Below are 16,602 nucleotides of genomic sequence, written 5' to 3'. Positions count from 1 at the left end.
TTATTCAGAGGGCGTTTCGCCGCTTGAGTCGGCTTGCAGCACGTTGCTGATTTCAGCGCGCGCCGTCCGGGCGATGTCGATCAGCCTGTCAACGTCGTCGGCGTGCTTGGCAGATTTCAGAACCATCTTTTCATCGTGTTTTTTGAATAGTGCGGCGGTCCGTTCGGCATCGTGGGCGCTGCGCCCGAGGAGCTCCAGCACCTTTTCGCCCATGTCGATGGAGGAGGCGAAGACCTCGCGGAAAACATGGGGCACGCCGGCGTTCAATAGCCGGTAAGCGTGCATGCGGTCAAAGGCGCGGGCGAGAATCTTGAGTTGCGGGAAGTGAAGCTTCGCGGCCTCGACGATTTCCAGCGCCTTGTCCGGGTTATCGATGGCGATCACCAGAATTTCTGCTTCACGCGCGCCCGCTGCTTCCAGAAGATCAACCCGCGTTGCGTCACCGTAATAAACTTTGAAGCCGAATTTGCGCAGCGCGTCGATCTGCTCGGCATCATGGTCCAGCACCACGGCGCGGCAGCCGCTGGCGGCGAGCAGGCGGCCCACCGTCATGCCATAGCGGCCATGGCCCGCGATAATCACACGCACGCCATCCTCGCGTTCAATCTGGTCGGCTTCGCGTTCGTCTCCACCTTCAAAGCGCGGCTGCACCAGTTTTTCGTCTGCAATCATCAACAGCGGCGCGAGCGCCATGGAAATGGCGACAACCGCCACCAGGAGGGATGATTGCTGCGCCGCCAGCAGACCCAATCCGGCGGCGAAGGAAATCAGCACGAAGGCAAATTCGCCGCCCTGCGCCAATGACAAGCCAAAGCGCCATGAATCGGGAAGCGACATGCGAAACAGTTTTGCCACCCCGAATAGGGTGGCAAATTTCAGCAGCATGAATCCGGCGACCAGGCTGAACAACAGGGCTGGCTGGCTGGCGACCAGTCTGAAATCAATGCCGGCGCCGACAGCGATGAAGAAGACCGCCAGCAACAGGCCCCTGAAGGGATCGAGATCCATTTCGAGTTCGTGGCGGTATTCGCTTTCCGCCAGCATCACGCCGGCAAGAAAGGTTCCGAGTGCCGCGGAAAGCCCGACGAACTGCATGAGAAGCGTGATGCCAATCACCAGCACGAGGGCAAGCCCGACAAAGATTTCGCGGATGCCACTCTTCGCCACGAACCGGAAGAGTGGCCGCATCAGATATCGCCCGGCGAGCATGATGGCGGCCACGGCCGCAAAGACGGCCAGCGCCTGGCCCCAGGCGGGCAAGGTGGCGATGAGGGTGGCGGTTTCCCCCTCATGTGCCGTTGCAGCGGCAGAGGTTGCGGCGAGCGGCAGCAGGGCGAGGATCGGGATGATCGAGACGTCCTGAAACAGCAGCACGGAGAAGCAGGCCTGCCCGGCGGTCGATTTCAGCAATCCGCGTTCACCCAGGCTTTGGAGGACGATGGCTGTGGAGGACATGGCAAGAATCAAGCCCGCCGCCAGCGCCGCGCGCCAATCCGCACCCAACGCATAGGCCGCAAAGCCAACCACCAGGGCGGTTCCAGCCACCTGCAGCCCGCCCATGCCCAGGATGGGCTTTCGCAGCGACCAAAGCTTCGAGGGCTGAAGTTCGAGCCCCACGAGGAACAGCATGACGATGACGCCGAATTCGGCGAAATGCATCACGTCCTGACCCTCGCTTCCCACCAGCCCCAGAACGGCAGGGCCGATCATGATGCCAGCGATCAGATAGCCCAGAACAGAGCCCAGCCCCGCCCGGGCGGCCAGCGGTGCAGCAATAACAGCGGCGGCGAGATAGACAAAAGCGCCAACGAGGAGGTCTTCAAGATGCATTCGCATACTGTGGCGGAAGGCTTGGGGGAGGTAAAGCCGATCCTCGCATCCGCACAACGCAAAAGGCCGGACATTTCGCCCGGCCTTTCGGAATTCGATGAACGCAACGCCTACTGACGGTATTTCTGGATTCGCGTGGTGCGGAGGCCAGCAAGGCCGTGACGGTCGATGGAGCGCTGCCAGCTCAGATATTCCTCAACGGACAGCACATAGCGCTCGCAGGCCTCTTCAAGGCTCAACAGGCCGCCGCGCACGGCCGCCACGACTTCAGCCTTGCGGCGGATCACCCATCGGTGACTGCCGGGCGGGGGAAGATCGGCGATCGTAAGGGGGCTGCCATCGGGCCCGATGACGTAATTTACGCGGGGACGCAACTGACCGTTCATTGACTGAACCAACCTAATACGCAGGTACTCACTGACACCGACCCTAACCCGCCGGGTTTAAAATTCGGATAAGCCGATGTGAAGGATTGGCAAATTTGCCCATGGGGCCTGCCTCATTTCAGGACAAGTTGGCCTGCAAAAGCGGTTTACTTCCCGGTTCCGCTGTCCCATCTAGTCTCCCCATGACCATCAATTCCGCCATTCTTGATCGTGTGCGCGAGAGCGTGGGGTTGCCCGGAGACCCCGCGCAGCACCGGATCGTCTGCGCCATGTCGGGCGGGGTAGACAGTTCGGTCGTGGCGGGCCTTCTTAAGGCGGCGGGCTATGACGTCGTGGGGATTACCCTTCAGCTTTACGATCACGGCGCGGCTGTGGCGCGCAAGGGAGCCTGCTGCGCGGGGCAGGATATTCACGATGCACGGCGCGTGGCGGCAGCGCTCGGCATTCCGCATTATGTGCTCGATTTCGAATCGCGGTTTCGCGAGGCCGTGATCGATGAGTTCGTCGGCAGCTATCTCGCCGGTGAGACGCCCGTGCCCTGCATCACCTGCAATCGCACGGTGAAGTTTGCCGACCTGTTGGCAAGGGCGCGGGACCTTGATGCGATGGCGCTGGCGACAGGGCATTACATCGAAAGCAGGCCGCGCGGTGATGGCTCTCCTCGCCGTGATCTCTTCACCCCCGCCGACATGGCGCGTGACCAGAGTTATTTCCTGTTCGCCACCACGCAGACGCAAGTCGACTATCTGCGTTTTCCGCTGGGGTCGCTGTCCAAGGCCGAAACCCGCGTCATCGCGGCGGAGATGGGCCTAGGCGTGGCGCAGAAGCCCGATAGCCAGGACATCTGTTTCGTGCCCGAAGGCCGCTATGCCGATTTGATCCTCAAGCTCAGGCCCGATGCGGCGGAGCAGGGCGACATCGTCCATGTCGATGGCCGGGTGCTGGGGCGGCATGACGGCATCATTCATTACACTATCGGCCAGCGCCGGGGCCTGGGCGTTTCGGGCGGCGAACCGCTTTATGTGGTGCGGCTTGATGCGGCGGGAAAGCGGGTGATCGTTGGCCCGCGCGAGGCGCTCTTGCAGCATGATGTGCCTTTGACCGGGCTGAACTGGCTTGGCGACCAGCCGCTCACAGCATTACCGCTGGCCGTTCATGCCAAAATCAGGTCGGCACGGCAGCCGCTCCCGGCATCCATCCGCACGGTTTCAGGGCAGCCGGTCGTGACGATCTCAGCGGGCGAATATGGCGTTTCTCCGGGGCAGGCGTGCGTGCTTTACGAAGAGAGCGGAAGCGGGGCAAAGGTTCTGGGTGGTGGCTTCATCGCGCGCCGACCCGTTGCGGCGGGAGAAGCGGCATGAGCGCGGTCGCCCCACATCTCGCGCCGATGGATGCGCCCGCCGTCACGCGCGCCTATCGCCGGCTGGCGCCTTTCTATGACAAGACATTTGGCAAGGTGGCCGATGCGGCGCTGAAACAGACGATGGCGCGGGCCAATGATTTCAGCGGCAATCTGCTGGAAGTGGGTGTGGGCACCGGCCTGGCGCTGCCGCATTACGGCCCGCAGCTTTCAGTGACGGGCATTGACCTATCGCCCGACATGCTGGAGCGGGCGCGTGAGCGCATGGAGAAACTGGGACTGCCCAATATCGCTGCCCTTGCGCAGATGGATGCTTCGCACACGAATTTCGCCGACGCTTCTTTCGACGTGGTCGTGGCACTCTATGTGATGACCGTGGTGCCCGATCCCGCGGCGGTCATTCACGAAATCGCCCGCGTGGTGAAGCCCGGCGGCCGTGTGCTGATCTGCAATCATTTCAGTGTGGAGAAAGGCATACGATCCCATCTGGAGCGGCGGCTTTCGCCTTATGCAGACGTTCTGGGATTTCGCTCAGAATTCCCGCCACGCACGCTGATGGTGAGCCCGCATCTGAAATTGCAGCAAACCCGGCCTTTGAAGCCCTTTGGCTTTTTTACCCTCATGGAATTCAAGCGGGCACCCTGACGGCGATTTGCCCTTATGCTTCAGGTTTCCTATAGTCGGCAAAAACAACGACATGGGAACCGCTCCGCCGTGGCCAAGCTAAATCTTCACCCGAACATCGACCGCGACGTGAAGCGGGGCATCGCCTGGGCCGTCCACGCTTTCACCACCTGTGGGATCGTTCTTGGTTTCCTGGCCGTTGTGGCGGTTCTGAAACATGACCCGGTGGCCGCCTTCATGTGGCTGGGCTTGGCACTGTTCGTGGATGGTATCGACGGCACGCTGGCGCGCAAGGCCAGGGTTCTTGAATACACCCCTAATGTGGATGGCCGCACGCTGGACAACGTCATCGACTTCTTCACCTATGTCGCCGTTCCGGCCTTGATGGTCTACTGGTTCAACATGGTGCCGCTGCCGTGGCTCTTGCCCACCGAGACATGGAGCCTGATCGCCGCCGCCGCCATCATGGCGGTATCCTGCTACACCTTCGCAAATACCGGCATGAAATCCGACGATTATTATTTCGTCGGCTTTCCGGCGATCTGGAACGTGGTGGTGCTGTATTTCTTCGTGCTGGGATCAGGACCCGCCGCCAATGCGATCACCATCGTGATCCTGTCGGTGATGACGTTTATCCCCATCAAGTTCGTTCATCCGCTGCGGGTGACCGACTGGCGCGAGGTGACGATCCTGATGACGGTGCTGTGGGCGGCCATGTCGCTTGCCCTCGTGCTCAGCGCCAAGGACCGCAGCGAATGGGGCGTTGTGGAGCGGGTGGAACTGGCTGCCTGGATCGTGACATCGGTTTATTTCTGCGCCATTTCCCTGTGGCGCACCTTTTTCAAGCATCCCGAGGACGAGGACGGCGGCGAGCCCCACGCGGCTTGACTTTATCGCCACCCATTCCCTATAAGCGCGCCCACATGGCGGGGTAGCTCAGTTGGTTAGAGCACGGGAATCATAATCCTGGGGTCGGGGGTTCAACTCCCTCCCCCGCTACCATCCAAACTGCTGGAACTAAACAGCTCGAGGCTCTGCTTATGGGGGCTGGATGGTGTGCTTGCGCCGGTGCTGCTTTGCCGCAAGAGTAGCCATAGCACGAAACCGGTCATCGTGAGTACGATGAGAAGCGATAGCAAACTTGGCAGATGATGGGGCACATCCGCCCAATGCGGGCGGATCACCTCTCCAGTGCTGAACTTTTCGCCGCTGAACTGGCAGAGCACCCACGCGGCATTGTTGCGATACATGTCATCATTGATGACGGCCATCAGGCGGTTGGCATCGGCAGTGGCGGCGGGCATTGTGCGCATATGGTCCAGCAAGGCCTTGAGGGCGGCCAGATAGGCATGGCTGCATTCATTGAACGGGCTTGCCTCGTCCGTGATGCTGCCCGGCACTGCTCCCCAGAGGCAATAGGTGAACTGAATGCGCTCGTAATTCAGGATGCGGCGGAAAGTGAGATCGGTCCGGAACTGCCGGTCTGCGAGATCGAGGATGTCTGACCTGTATCTGGCGATCACCGCCATCTGGCCATGGGTGAGTCCGGGAATTTCGATGCCAGGAGGCAAGGGGCCAATGCGGGCGCTGTGGGCAAAGGCCGGGATCATGCTCACGAAAAGCATCACGCAGGGCAGCAGCATCCGAAGTGGAAGTCGAACCATTTTATCTCCGGCGATCGTGCGTTCCCTACCCTTCCGGACTTTAGGCCTAGGGCGGGGGCGAAACTGTGTCAAACCCGCCCTATCATCGTGATGCGACGCCATGTATCATCGTGCTGGGACAGGAAGCGTGATCATTTCCGGCCATGAAGGGTAGTTCATCACCGCATGTCTCGGCTTGGCGGCGCGCCATGGCGCGGTTGCTTGCGGTTGCCCTTTTGCTGCCCACGCTGCTGGGTGTGCTGCCCCAGACGCTACTGTCGCCCGAAGAGGCGCTGGCGCAGGCGGCGCTGCAATCGCTTTGCACCGAATCCGGCCTCCGCGAACCGGGAAAAGTGCCAGCACAGCATGACCAGAGCTGCGTGCTGTGCACCGTGGGATGCTGCCTTTCCCACATGGGCGATCTGCCGAAGCCGCACGCGATGATCGCATGGCGGGCGGCGGCGTCCGCCGTGCTCTCTATTGACCGTACCGTTGCAAAAGTCCGCGCGCCCAATTGGCGCTCGGCCAATATTCCCCGCGCGCCACCCCAGGCTTGAGTTTCTGAACTGCTGATTGCCGGCAAGCAGGCTGTCCGCCCGCTGCCGGAGGCAACTCAATTCTGGAGATTCAAGATGTCTGTATCCGCACTTGGCGCGGAGAGGGCTGCAAGCGCAGCCTCATCATCCCGCCTCTACCGCGCCGTCTGGCGATGGCATTTCTATGCAGGGCTCTATGTGGCGCCATTCCTGTTCATGCTGGCGCTTTCGGGCCTCATCATGGTCTATGGCAATTCGATCGAGACGTTTCTGGGCAAGAAGTATTACGTAACGCCCGGCGGCGAACGCGCATTGATCACGGACCAGGCCAGCCTGGCCGAACAATCCGTTCCCGGCGGCAAGCTGACCCTGTTCGTCAATCCGGCCACCGATGACCGCGCCAATATCTTCATCGTGACGGGTGAGGATGGCAAGGAAAGGGTGGTCGCCGTCGATCCCCATGGCCCAAAGGTCATGGGTTCCATCGTCAAGGATGATACGTGGTTCTATTGGGCCGACCGGCTGCATGGCAGCCTGTTCATCGCCCCCACAACCAATGGGCTGGGTGACCGGCTGATCGAGGTGGCGGCAGGGCTTGGCATCCTTCTCATCCTCACCGGCCTTTATATGTGGTGGCCCGGCAGCGCACAGGAATGGCGCGCGACGCTGCTGCCCAACCTGTCTCTGCGTGGCCGGGCATTGTGGAAGGAACTGCACGGATCGATCGGGTTCTACATCTCAATCGTGCTGCTGTTCTTCTTCATTTCCGGGCTCTCCTGGGCTGGAATATGGGGCGGAAAATATGTGCAGGCGTGGAGCACCTTCCCGGCCGAGAAGTGGGACAATGTTCCGCTGGCGGAACTCGAAGCACGCCGGCATGAACCATGGCGCGCTGAAGGAAGTGCCCTGGACGCTTGAACAGACGCCAATGCCGGAATCGGGTTCGCCGGCGGGCGTGACCGGACTCCCCGCGGGCTCTCCCGTCAATCTCGATACGGTGGCGGCCTTTGCCCGGAGCTTCGGCTTCACCGAGCAGTTCCGCATCAATGTCCCGCAGGATGACAAGGGCGTCTACACCGTTTCGGCCGACTCGATGGATGCGGACACCACGTCTCCCACCGGAGATCACACCGTTCACATCGACCGGTATACTGGCAAGATCCTCGCCGATGTCCGCTTCGCGGATTATCCGCTGGCCGGCAAGGCGATGGCTGTGGGCATTGCGCTTCACGAAGCGACAATGGGCTGGTGGAACACGCTGCTCAACACTCTGATGTGCCTGAGCGTGATGTTCATCAGCATCTCCGGCATCGTCATGTGGTGGAAGCGGAGGCCCGCTGGCTCGCTCGGCGCTCCGCTTTACCCGCGCGATTACCGGGTTCCGGTGGCGATCATGGTGCTGGGCCTGGCGCTCATCATCCTGTTCCCGCTGTCGGGCGCGGTGATCGCCCTCTTTGCAATCATCGACTTCCTCTTGCCGAAACGGCTGAAGGAAGCCGGATTCCAGTCAGCCTGAACGAAAGGAGAATAAGATGAACATGTGGAAAGAAGTCGCCTTCGCCGCGTCGCTCACGGCAGCATCGCTGCTGAGTATCGGCAAGGGATATGCGCATGAAATCAAAATTGGCGAGATCGTGATCGAGCATCCATGGGCGCGCGAAGCGCCCATGGCCGCAGGCGTGATGGCCGGCTTCATGAAGATCAAAAATGAAGGCAAGACCGACGACCGCCTGATCAAGGCGACACTCGAGCTTGCGCCCAAAGTGCAGCTTCACGACATGAAGATGGAAGGTGACGTGATGAAGATGTTCGAGCTTCCGGGTGGGATAGCCATTCCCGCCGGAAAGACGGTGGAGCTCAAGCCCAAATCGCTGCACGTCATGTTCATGGACATGACGGAGCATCCGAAGCAGGGCGCAGAGATCAAGGGCACCCTGGTCTTTGAAAAGGCAGGCACCGTGTCCATCGACTATGAGGTCAAGGCGCCTGATGCCGGCATGAACATGAACTGACGTCAAAGGGAGGGCGCTATCGCGCCCTCCCGATCCAGGAGACCATCATGGCAACTCTCTCCCGCATGTCACTCGTCCGCATCCTGATGATTGTCACGGCTTCGGCCCTGATCACCGGCCTCGTCCTCTTTCTGCAATTGGCGGGAAACCGGCCTGACGGCGCCGGGATTGCCGATATTGGCGGCCCTTTCCGCCTTGCCTCGTCAAGAGGCGGTGACGTCGACAGCAAGGATTTGCACGGCAAGCCCTATGGAATTTTCTTTGGCTTTACCCACTGTCCGGAAGTGTGCCCCACCACGCTCTATGAGATGAGCCATGTGCTGGGCGTCCTCGGCAGTGACGCGAAGGACTTCCGCCTGTTCTTTGTGACCGTCGATCCGGAGCGCGACACCGCGCCGATTCTCAAGGATTATCTTTCAAATTTCGATCCGCGCATCGAGGCGCTTGTGCCGACGCCCGAACAATTGCCCAGGATTGCCAGGGATTTTCGCATTTTCTACCAGAAAGTTCCTGACAGCGATGGCGGATACACCATGGACCACACGGCGACCCTGTTCCTGATGGGGCGGGATGGCAAGCTGGTCTCCACGATTGCCTACGGCGAGGAAGAACAGAGCCGTATTACCAAGATCAGAAAATTGATGGCGGGTTCCTGAGGAACGGGCGGCGGAACAAGCCAGCAACGGCGGCGGCGGGGCGCCCTCCCTGCAGCCTCCATCAGCAACAGGGCAGCACCGAGGTGCAAAAGGAGAACGACATGACATCCAGGACTTTCTTGAAACTTGCCTGCGCAGCAGCGCTCGCTCTCTCGCCGCTCGCCGCGGGCGGCGCAATGGCCCATGCGAAACTGACCCACTCGACGCCTGCCGATGGGGCGACTGTCAAGAGTGGCCTCAAATCCATTGCCATGACATTCGCCGAGGCGCTTTCGGCTGATCTGTCAAAGTTCGAGCTCGACGACGCGGCCGGCAAGGCCGTCGTTTCGACAACGGGCAAGGACATTTGCGCCAAGACAAAGTGCAAGCTCGCGGTGCCCGCACTGGCAGACGGAAAATACACGCTGAAATATCATTCCGTATCGTCCGATGACGGGCACGTCATGGATGGCGCTTTCAGCTTCACCATCAAGAGCTGATCTATTGGGAGCAGGGCCTACGCTCTGCTCCCCCCAGCTTTAATCCCAGCTCAGCGCGCCGCCATTCTGATATTCGATGACGCGGGTTTCGAAGAAGTTCTTTTCCTTCTTCAGATCCATCGCTTCGCTCATCCAGGGGAAGGGATTTTCGGTTTCCGGATAAACCGGCTGAAGCCCCAACTGCGCGCAGCGGCGATTGGCGATGAAGCGCATGTATTGTTCGCACAGCGCCGCGTTTAGGCCCAGGAAGCCGCGCGGCATGGTATCGCGGCCATAGGCGGATTCGAGTTCCGCCGCTTCGGCCAGCATGCTGCGAGCCTCTTCCTGAAATGCCTTCGTCCAGAGATGCGGATTTTCCAGCTTGATCTGATTGATGACGTCGATGCCGAAATTCAGGTGAATGCTCTCGTCGCGCAGGATGTATTGATACTGCTCGGCGATGCCCACCATTTTGTTGCGCCGCCCCAGCGAGAGAATCTGCGCAAAGCCGGTGTAGAACCACATGCCTTCGAATACGACATAGAAGGCGATGAGATCGCGCAGGAAATCCTGGTCGGCCTCTGGCGTTCCGGTGCGGAATGAGCCGTCATCGAGGCTGCGGGTATGGCGCAGCGCCCACGCCGCCTTGTCGGTGATCGACGGCACCTCGCGATACATGTTGAAGAGCTCGCCCTCGTTCAGCCCCAGGCTTTCCACAATATATTGGAAAGTGTGGGTATGAACGGCCTCTTCGAAGGCCTGCCGCAGGAGATATTGGCGGCATTCGGGATTACTGAGGTGACGGTAGATCGCCAGCACGATGTTGTTGGCGACGAGGCTTTCGGAAGCGGCGAAAAAGCCGAGATTGCGCTTCAGCATCCGCCGCTCGTCTTCCGTCAGCCCGCCGGGTGATTTCCACAGCGCGATATCCGCCTGCATGGAGACTTCGGTGGGCATCCAGTGATTGTTGCAGGCGGAGAGATATTTCTCCCACGCCCATTTGTATTTGAGCGGCAGGATCTGGTTCACATCGGCGCGCGCATTGATCATGCGCTTGTCGTCGACGGTAACGCGGGCGCCGCCGCGCTTGATGACGCCGAGGCCAGTCGCGTCGTGGGTTTCCGGGAGAGGCATGGTGAAACCGGGTGTGAGGGTATTGAGCTGTGTCATGGTCATCTTCTGTTACTGGCAGGCTTCGCAGGTGGGGTCATTGATGGCGCAGGCCTTGCCCCAGGAGTCGGCACTCTCTCCCGACACTGGAACGGCGTTCAGCTTGCCATCGGTGCCGATGAGCGTGGATTTTTCCACATGCGTGGCGGAACGGGCACGGAGATAGTAGGTGGTCTTGAGGCCAAGTTTCCACGCCAGCCTGTAGGTTTCATCGAGCTTGCGGCCGGACGGATTGGCGACATAGAGATTGAGCGATTGCGACTGGTCGATCCATTTCTGCCGCCGTGCCGCCGCTTCGATCAGCCAGCGTGGCTCGATTTCGAAGGCTGTGGCGTAGAGCGCCTTGAGATCATCAGGCACGCGGTCGATCGAGCCAACGCTGCCGTCGAAATATTTGAGATCGGAGATCATCACCTCGTCCCACAGGCGGCGATCCTTGAGGTCTCGGACCAGCGCGGCGTTGAGAACGGTGAAATCTCCCGACATGTTCGATTTGACGTAGAGGTTCTGATAGGCAGGCTCCACGGATTGCGACACGCCGCAGATGTTGGAGATGGTCGCCGTGGGGGCAATCGCCATGCAGTTGGAATTGCGCATGCCGTGCTTTGTAACGCGCTGTCGGAGGCTTTCCCAGTCAAGCGTGACGGACTGCTCGAAGTCCGCACCGCTGCGTTCTTCGGAGAGCAACTTAATGCTATCCGCCGGGAGAACGCCTTTTGACCACAGTGAGCCCTTGAAGCTCGGATAACTCCCGCGTTCGATCGCGAGATCGCTCGATGCGGAAATCGCCTCGAAGCTAACGGCCTCCATGCTTTCGTCGGCAAAGCGCACGGCGCCGTCTGAAGCATAGGCTATCCGCTGCGCATGCAGCGCATCCTGAAAGCCCATGATTCCCAGCCCCACTGGACGGTGCTGGAAATTGGAGCGCCTTGCCTCCGGGATCGTGTAGAAATTGATGTCGATTACATTGTCGAGCATGCGCATCGCCGTCTTGACGGTGCGGGCCAGATGGGCGCGGTCCAGGCCGTCAGCCGTTACATGGGCGGCGAGATTGACGGAACCGAGATTGCAAACGGCCACCTCATCATCGGAGGTGTTCAGCGTGATTTCGGTGCAGAGATTCGATGAATGCACCACACCCATGTGCCGCTGCGGCGAGCGGATGTTGCAGGGATCCTTGAAGGTGATCCACGGATGGCCGGTTTCGAACAGCATGGTCAGCATGCGGCGCCAGAGATCGAGAGCCCGCACGCTGCGGAACACTTTCATCTCGCCGCGAGCGGCTTTCTGTTCGTAGGCTTCGTAGGCGATCTTGAAGGCGCGGCCATAGAGATCGTGAAGATCAGGCGTTTCATCCGGGGAGAAGAGCGTCCATGCACCGTTTGCCTCCACCCGCTCCATGAAAAGATCGGGAATCCAGTTGGCGGTGTTCATGTCATGGGTGCGGCGGCGGTCGTCTCCCGTGTTCTTGCGGAGATCGAGGAACTCCTCGATGTCGATGTGCCATGTTTCGAGATAGGCGCACACCGCTCCCTTGCGCTTGCCGCCTTGGTTCACCGCGATGGCCGTGTCATTGGCGACTTTCAGGAAAGGCACCACGCCCTGGCTTTCGCCGTTGGTGCCTTTGATGTGAGCGCCGAGGCCGCGCACCCGCGTCCAGTCATTGCCGAGGCCGCCTGAGTATTTGGCCAGCAGGGCATTGTCGCGCACCGATTTGAAGATGCCGTCCAGATCGTCTGGCACGCTGGTGAGAAAGCAAGAAGACAGCTGCGGGCGCAGCGTTCCCGAATTGAACAGCGTCGGCGTTGAAGCCATGAAATCGAAAGACGAGAGCAGGTTGTAGAATTCGATGGCGCGCGCCTCGCGGTCCACTTCGCGGAGGGCAAGGCCCATAGCCACGCGCATGAAGAAGGCTTGCGGCAGTTCAAACCGCGTGCCCCGCTCCTGCAAGAAGTAGCGGTCGTAAAGCGTCTGCAAGCCGAGATAATCGAATTGCAAGTCGCGGTCCGGCAGCAGGGCAGCGGAAATCCGGGTGATGTCGAAGCGGCCGAGCTCCGGATCGATCAATTCCGCCGCAATGCCTGCTTTGAGATAGTTTCGGAAATAGTCTGCATAGAGGTCAGCCATTTCGCCGTGCGTGGCTTGCGCGCCGTGTCCTGCGAGATGGGTGAGGGCTTCGGCGCGCAGCTTGTCGAGCAGCAGGCGGGCGCTGACTTTCGCATAGTTGGGTTCGGTCTCAATCAGGGTGCGCGCGGCGAGGATCGGCGTCTGCGCCAGTTCGTCCACCGAGATTCCATCATAGAGGTTGCGCCTGGACTCTTCGAGCACGGCCACGGCGGAAACGCCTTCCAGTCCATGAACAGCTTCGTGCACAAGCCTTTCGAGGCGCGCGACATCGAGCGGCACGCGCGTCCCATCGGATTGCGTCATGTACAATTCGGGCTTAGCGGGCGCGGCTGTGCGCGTTTCGCTCCGTTCCCTGGCGCGGGCTTCGCGATAGAGCACATAGGCGCGCGCCACCTTGTGGTGCTCGCCGCGCATCAGCGCCAGTTCCACCTGATCCTGGATATCCTCGATATGGAAGGTGCGGCCGGTGTCACTCCGCCGCTTGAGACTCGTCACCACCTGCTGAGTGAGATCGGCCACGATGTCATGAATGCGGCGTGAGGCGGCGGCGGTGCCGCCTTCGACAGCGAGAAAGGCCTTGGTGAGCGCAATGGCAATCTTGGCTGGATCGAACGGCGTGACTAACCCGTTGCGGCGGATCACCTGGTAGAGCGGTTCTGCCGGGATGCGCTCCTCAGCGTGCAAGGAGGACGGTGTGGCTATGCTTTCCGCACGGCCGGTTTCGATCAGCAAGGACATTGGCTCCAACCCCAGATGTTGAGGGCAAAGGCCAAGCGGACGCATGGAGGAGGTCAGCGCGAAGGCTGAAGACCCGGCAACCAAGCAGACCACCGGGACACCCCGCCCGAGGACGATTCACTTCCTGTCACGGCAGGTCTCCTGGCTCGCGGGTCGCTGTCTTTCCCAACCTTCCCGAAGTTTCCTTCAGTGGTTTTTCTGGGGAGACTTGCCGCTCACAGTTGCGGGGGCAGCTCCGGCATTTGATCCGGATTCCCTATTATCTCCAAATCTTGCGATTCGAGAGACCGTGACTACTAGATAAAGTATGGAAGGATTATGACACCGTCAATTGGCGTGATGAAATATCAAAAACATAATCACATATAGATTTCGTTATATAGATATTGACAGCGGCGGACGCTTGCCGCAAAAGAGTCGGGCCATGGTTTTCAGACACCGCAAGGCGCGCTGAAACCAAAGAGGGAAGCCGGTGAAAGACCGGCGCTGCCCCCGCAACTGTCAGCGGAAAGCCGCGTCCACCCATGCCACTGGAGGGTTCATCTCCGGGAAGGCGGACAAGGCGATGACCCGCGAGCCAGGAGACCTGCCATGGCAACAACACGTCCACGGGCGGGGTGTCCCGGTGTGGCGCGGCAACCGGCCGTGTCCCGCGGCTGGGTATTGCAGGCGTCCGCTCGCACCATGCCCCCAACATTTGGGGTATGTCATGACTTCACCGAAAATTCCGACAGCAACGCTTGGCGTGCCGCGCATCGGCCCGCACCGCGAGTTGAAGACCGCGCTCGAATCCTTCTGGAGCGGCAAGACGGCCGAAGCGCAATTGCAGGATAGCGCCAAGGCCCTGCGCGCGGCGGCCTGGAAGGACCAGCAGGCCCGGGGGATCACGAAGATTCCATCCAACACCTTCTCGCTCTACGATCATGTGCTCGACACCGCCGTGATGGTGGGAGCGATTCCTGAAACCTATGCCTGGACTGGTGGTGGAACGGTGCCGCTCGATACCTATTTCGCCATGGCGCGCGGCACGCAAGGGACGGCGCGGTCTGGCTGCGGTCATTCCCATGAGGAAGGTAACGGCCTCCCGGCTCTTGAGATGACCAAGTGGTTCGACACCAACTATCACTACATGGTGCCGGAATTTTCCGGGGAGCAGTCCTTCTCACTCGCCTCGCTGAAACCGGTGGAGGAGTTTCTTGAAGCCAAGGCACTTGGCATTCACACGCGGCCCGTCATCCTTGGGCCTGTTACCTTTCTCAAGCTCGGCAAGCCCCACCGGGTTTACACCGACACGCTTTCGCTCCTGCCAAAGCTGTTGCCGGTTTATGCCGAACTGCTATCGCGGCTCAAATCCGCCGGCGCCGACTGGGTGCAGATCGATGAGCCCGCATTGGCGCTCGACCTTTCGCCGCTTGAAAAGGCGGCATTCCGCACTGCCTATGCTGAACTCGCGAAAGCGGCTCCGGGATTGCAAATGATGCTGGCCAGTTATTTTGGCGGTCTTGGCGACAATCTGGAGACGGCGCTGTCGCTTCCTGTGGCGGGCCTTCACCTCGATCTCGTGCGCGCTCCGGAACAGCTCAGGGACGTGGTCACGAAGGCGCGCAAAGACCTTGTTCTCTCTGTTGGCGTGATTGATGGCCGGAACGTCTGGCGGGCCGATCTGAAGGCCATTTGTGATCGCCTGACCGGTGACCTTGGGGATTGGCCGCGCGCGCAGATCGAACTTGCGCCATCATGCTCGCTTCTCCATGTGCCGGTCGATCTTGACCTCGAAACGGCACTCGATCCGGAGGTAAAGCCCTGGCTCGCTTTCGCGGCGCAGAAGATGGATGAACTTGTGGCGCTGGCCGATGCGCTGTCCGGTGGAAGCAGATTTTCGGAAAAGCTGGTCGCGCAATCCTCTGCCGCCATCGCGGCACGGAAGGCTTCCACCAAAGTGCATGACACAAACGTGGCGGAGCGCCTGCGGGGTGTCACGCCATGGATGGCGGCGCGCGCCAATAGCTTTGCCGACCGTCAGAAAGCCCAGCACAAGCGATTTGATTTGCCACTGTTTCCCACCACCACGATTGGTTCCTTTCCGCAGACCGCCGATGTGCGCAAGGCGCGCGCCGCCTTGGCAAAGGGCGAAATGACGAAAGAAGCCTATGAGGCGTTCCTGCGCCAGCAGACAGCGGATGCCGTGCGGTGGCAAGAGGAGATTGGCCTCGATGTGCTTGTGCATGGCGAGTTCGAGCGCAATGACATGGTGCAGTATTTTGGCGAACAGCTGGCGGGTTTCGCCTTCACCCACAATGGATGGGTGCAAAGCTATGGCTCCCGCTGCGTGAGGCCGCCGATCATTTATGGGGACGTATCGCGGCCCCATCCGATGACGGTTTCGACCTGGGCCTATGCGCAGTCGCTGACGGCCAAGCCCATGAAAGGCATGCTGACGGGGCCGGTGACCATCCTCAACTGGTCTTTCGTGCGGGACGACATTCCGCGCGCGGATGTCTGCCGCCAGATCGCCCTGGCGATCCGGGACGAAGTTGGCGATCTGGAAAAGGCAGGTGCTGCCATGATCCAGATTGACGAGGCGGCTCTGCGCGAGGGCCTGCCGCTGCGCAGGTCTGACTGGAAAGTCTATCTGGACTGGGCGGTCGAGTGCTTCCGGCTGGCGTCTTCGCCGGTCACGGATCAAACCCAGATTCACACCCATATGTGCTATTCCGAGTTTAACGATATCTTCGAGGCGATCACGGCCATGGATGCCGATGTGATCTCCATTGAAACGTCGCGCTCGCGGATGGAGCTTCTCGATGTCTTCGAGGACAACAGCTATCCCAATGAAATCGGGCCGGGTGTCTATGACATCCACTCACCGCGTGTTCCTGACGTTGCGCAGATCGTCGAACTGGTGAAGCTGGCGCAGCAGCACCTGTCTGACAGCCAGATCTGGATCAACCCGGATTGCGGTCTCAAGACCCGGAGATGGGAAGAGGTGCGCCCGGCGCTTGTGAATATGGTGGCTGCCGCGCGGCAGCTCCGTCAATCACCGGTGCGCCGCAGGGCGTGAT

The 16,602-nt window shown here is 60.4% G+C and carries 16 protein-coding genes, 1 tRNA gene and 2 riboswitches; of the genes, 12 read left to right on the top strand and 5 right to left on the bottom strand.

Annotated elements, in window-relative coordinates; genetic code table 11:
- A complete protein-coding gene (locus QM694_RS08750; protein ID WP_415006553.1) occupies window positions 1–1,830 on the bottom strand; it encodes a monovalent cation:proton antiporter-2 (CPA2) family protein in 1,830 nt (609 codons plus the stop codon).
- On the opposite strand from QM694_RS08750, the gene QM694_RS08745 reads away from it, so the two are divergent.
- Entirely contained in the window at window positions 1,825–1,947 is a 123-nt protein-coding gene (locus tag QM694_RS08745) for a hypothetical protein (protein ID WP_415006552.1), read from the top strand. The genes QM694_RS08750 and QM694_RS08745 overlap by 6 nt on opposite strands.
- Here QM694_RS08745 and QM694_RS08740 read toward each other — a convergent pair.
- Complete coding sequence (locus tag QM694_RS08740; RefSeq protein WP_415006551.1) at window positions 1,941–2,216, bottom strand: DUF1153 domain-containing protein; 276 nt, start codon at window positions 2,214–2,216, stop codon at window positions 1,941–1,943. The genes QM694_RS08745 and QM694_RS08740 overlap by 7 nt on opposite strands.
- A gap of 182 nt (window positions 2,217–2,398) precedes the next feature.
- Between QM694_RS08740 and mnmA the strand changes: the two genes are divergently transcribed.
- From mnmA to QM694_RS08720, 4 genes are all read left to right on the top strand, one after another.
- On the top strand, window positions 2,399–3,577 hold the full coding sequence (gene mnmA, locus QM694_RS08735; protein ID WP_415006550.1) for a tRNA 2-thiouridine(34) synthase MnmA: 1,179 nt from the start codon (window positions 2,399–2,401) through the stop codon (window positions 3,575–3,577).
- Window positions 3,574–4,221, top strand: a complete 648-nt coding sequence (locus QM694_RS08730) for a class I SAM-dependent methyltransferase (protein ID WP_415006549.1) — start codon at window positions 3,574–3,576, stop codon at window positions 4,219–4,221. The genes mnmA and QM694_RS08730 overlap by 4 nt, the downstream gene beginning before the upstream one ends.
- A 69-nt stretch (window positions 4,222–4,290) precedes the next feature.
- Entirely contained in the window at window positions 4,291–5,088 is a 798-nt protein-coding gene (locus tag QM694_RS08725; protein ID WP_415006548.1) for a CDP-alcohol phosphatidyltransferase family protein, read from the top strand.
- Window positions 5,089–5,125: 37 nt separating this feature from the next.
- Window positions 5,126–5,202 (top strand) — tRNA-Met (locus QM694_RS08720).
- On the opposite strand, the gene QM694_RS08715 is transcribed toward QM694_RS08720, so the two are convergent.
- Window positions 5,181–5,816: a hypothetical protein gene (locus tag QM694_RS08715; RefSeq protein ID WP_415006547.1), complete on the bottom strand. Its 636-nt coding sequence runs from the start codon at window positions 5,814–5,816 to the stop codon at window positions 5,181–5,183. The genes QM694_RS08720 and QM694_RS08715 overlap by 22 nt on opposite strands.
- 236 nt (window positions 5,817–6,052) lie before the next feature.
- On the opposite strand from QM694_RS08715, the gene QM694_RS08710 reads away from it, so the two are divergent.
- The 6 genes from QM694_RS08710 (at window position 6,053) to QM694_RS08685 (ending at window position 9,526) form a co-directional block, all read left to right on the top strand.
- Window positions 6,053–6,400 carry a hypothetical protein gene (locus QM694_RS08710; protein WP_415006546.1) on the top strand — a complete coding sequence of 116 codons (348 nt, stop codon included), beginning with the start codon at window positions 6,053–6,055 and terminating at the stop codon, window positions 6,398–6,400.
- Window positions 6,401–6,475: 75 nt separating this feature from the next.
- Window positions 6,476–7,297, top strand: coding sequence for a PepSY-associated TM helix domain-containing protein (locus QM694_RS08705; protein ID WP_415006545.1), 822 nt, complete (start codon window positions 6,476–6,478; stop codon window positions 7,295–7,297).
- A complete protein-coding gene (locus QM694_RS08700; RefSeq protein WP_415006544.1) occupies window positions 7,257–7,895 on the top strand; it encodes a PepSY domain-containing protein in 639 nt (212 codons plus the stop codon). Before QM694_RS08705 ends, QM694_RS08700 begins: the two co-directional genes overlap by 41 nt.
- A gap of 16 nt (window positions 7,896–7,911) precedes the next feature.
- On the top strand, window positions 7,912–8,391 hold the full coding sequence (locus QM694_RS08695; RefSeq protein WP_415006543.1) for a copper chaperone PCu(A)C: 480 nt from the start codon (window positions 7,912–7,914) through the stop codon (window positions 8,389–8,391).
- A gap of 47 nt (window positions 8,392–8,438) precedes the next feature.
- Complete coding sequence (locus QM694_RS08690; protein WP_415006542.1) at window positions 8,439–9,047, top strand: SCO family protein; 609 nt, start codon at window positions 8,439–8,441, stop codon at window positions 9,045–9,047.
- A gap of 101 nt (window positions 9,048–9,148) precedes the next feature.
- On the top strand, window positions 9,149–9,526 hold the full coding sequence (locus QM694_RS08685; protein WP_415006541.1) for a copper resistance CopC family protein: 378 nt from the start codon (window positions 9,149–9,151) through the stop codon (window positions 9,524–9,526).
- A 39-nt stretch (window positions 9,527–9,565) separates the two neighbouring features.
- Here the strand turns inward: QM694_RS08685 and QM694_RS08680 are convergent, their stop codons facing one another.
- Window positions 9,566–10,675, bottom strand: coding sequence for a ribonucleotide-diphosphate reductase subunit beta (locus tag QM694_RS08680; RefSeq protein ID WP_415006540.1), 1,110 nt, complete (start codon window positions 10,673–10,675; stop codon window positions 9,566–9,568).
- 12 nt (window positions 10,676–10,687) lie between these two features.
- Window positions 10,688–13,540, bottom strand: coding sequence for a ribonucleoside-diphosphate reductase subunit alpha (locus QM694_RS08675; protein WP_415006539.1), 2,853 nt, complete (start codon window positions 13,538–13,540; stop codon window positions 10,688–10,690).
- A 113-nt stretch (window positions 13,541–13,653) separates the two neighbouring features.
- Window positions 13,654–13,847, bottom strand: a riboswitch (cobalamin riboswitch).
- 101 nt (window positions 13,848–13,948) lie between these two features.
- Window positions 13,949–14,149, top strand: a riboswitch (cobalamin riboswitch).
- Between the two features lie 100 nt (window positions 14,150–14,249).
- Between QM694_RS08675 and metE the strand changes: the two genes are divergently transcribed.
- Window positions 14,250–16,601, top strand: a complete 2,352-nt coding sequence (metE, locus tag QM694_RS08670) for a 5-methyltetrahydropteroyltriglutamate--homocysteine S-methyltransferase (protein ID WP_415006538.1) — start codon at window positions 14,250–14,252, stop codon at window positions 16,599–16,601.
- The last annotated feature ends 1 nt before the right edge of the window (window position 16,602 follow it).

Source organism: Aestuariivirga sp., assembly GCF_047602625.1.
Taxonomy (GTDB): Bacteria; Pseudomonadota; Alphaproteobacteria; order Rhizobiales; family Aestuariivirgaceae; genus Aestuariivirga.
This window is presented reverse-complemented; position numbering and strand designations above follow the sequence as displayed.

Bases quoted from the DNA above. Each gene is read 5' to 3' on its own strand.
- QM694_RS08680 (WP_415006540.1), bottom strand. From the start codon at position 10,675: ATGACACAGCTCAATACCCTCACACCCGGTTTCACCATGCCTCTCCCG.
- QM694_RS08705 (WP_415006545.1), top strand. From the start codon at position 6,476: ATGTCTGTATCCGCACTTGGCGCGGAGAGGGCTGCAAGCGCAGCCTCA.
- QM694_RS08730 (WP_415006549.1), top strand. From the start codon at position 3,574: ATGAGCGCGGTCGCCCCACATCTCGCGCCGATGGATGCGCCCGCCGTC.
- QM694_RS08695 (WP_415006543.1), top strand. From the start codon at position 7,912: ATGAACATGTGGAAAGAAGTCGCCTTCGCCGCGTCGCTCACGGCAGCA.
- QM694_RS08745 (WP_415006552.1), top strand. From the start codon at position 1,825: ATGCATTCGCATACTGTGGCGGAAGGCTTGGGGGAGGTAAAGCCGATC.
- QM694_RS08740 (WP_415006551.1), bottom strand. From the start codon at position 2,216: ATGAACGGTCAGTTGCGTCCCCGCGTAAATTACGTCATCGGGCCCGAT.
- QM694_RS08750 (WP_415006553.1), bottom strand. From the start codon at position 1,830: ATGCATCTTGAAGACCTCCTCGTTGGCGCTTTTGTCTATCTCGCCGCC.
- QM694_RS08685 (WP_415006541.1), top strand. From the start codon at position 9,149: ATGACATCCAGGACTTTCTTGAAACTTGCCTGCGCAGCAGCGCTCGCT.
- mnmA (WP_415006550.1), top strand. From the start codon at position 2,399: ATGACCATCAATTCCGCCATTCTTGATCGTGTGCGCGAGAGCGTGGGG.
- QM694_RS08675 (WP_415006539.1), bottom strand. From the start codon at position 13,540: ATGTCCTTGCTGATCGAAACCGGCCGTGCGGAAAGCATAGCCACACCG.
- QM694_RS08690 (WP_415006542.1), top strand. From the start codon at position 8,439: ATGGCAACTCTCTCCCGCATGTCACTCGTCCGCATCCTGATGATTGTC.
- metE (WP_415006538.1), top strand. From the start codon at position 14,250: ATGACTTCACCGAAAATTCCGACAGCAACGCTTGGCGTGCCGCGCATC.
- QM694_RS08700 (WP_415006544.1), top strand. From the start codon at position 7,257: ATGAACCATGGCGCGCTGAAGGAAGTGCCCTGGACGCTTGAACAGACG.
- QM694_RS08710 (WP_415006546.1), top strand. From the start codon at position 6,053: ATGGCGCGGTTGCTTGCGGTTGCCCTTTTGCTGCCCACGCTGCTGGGT.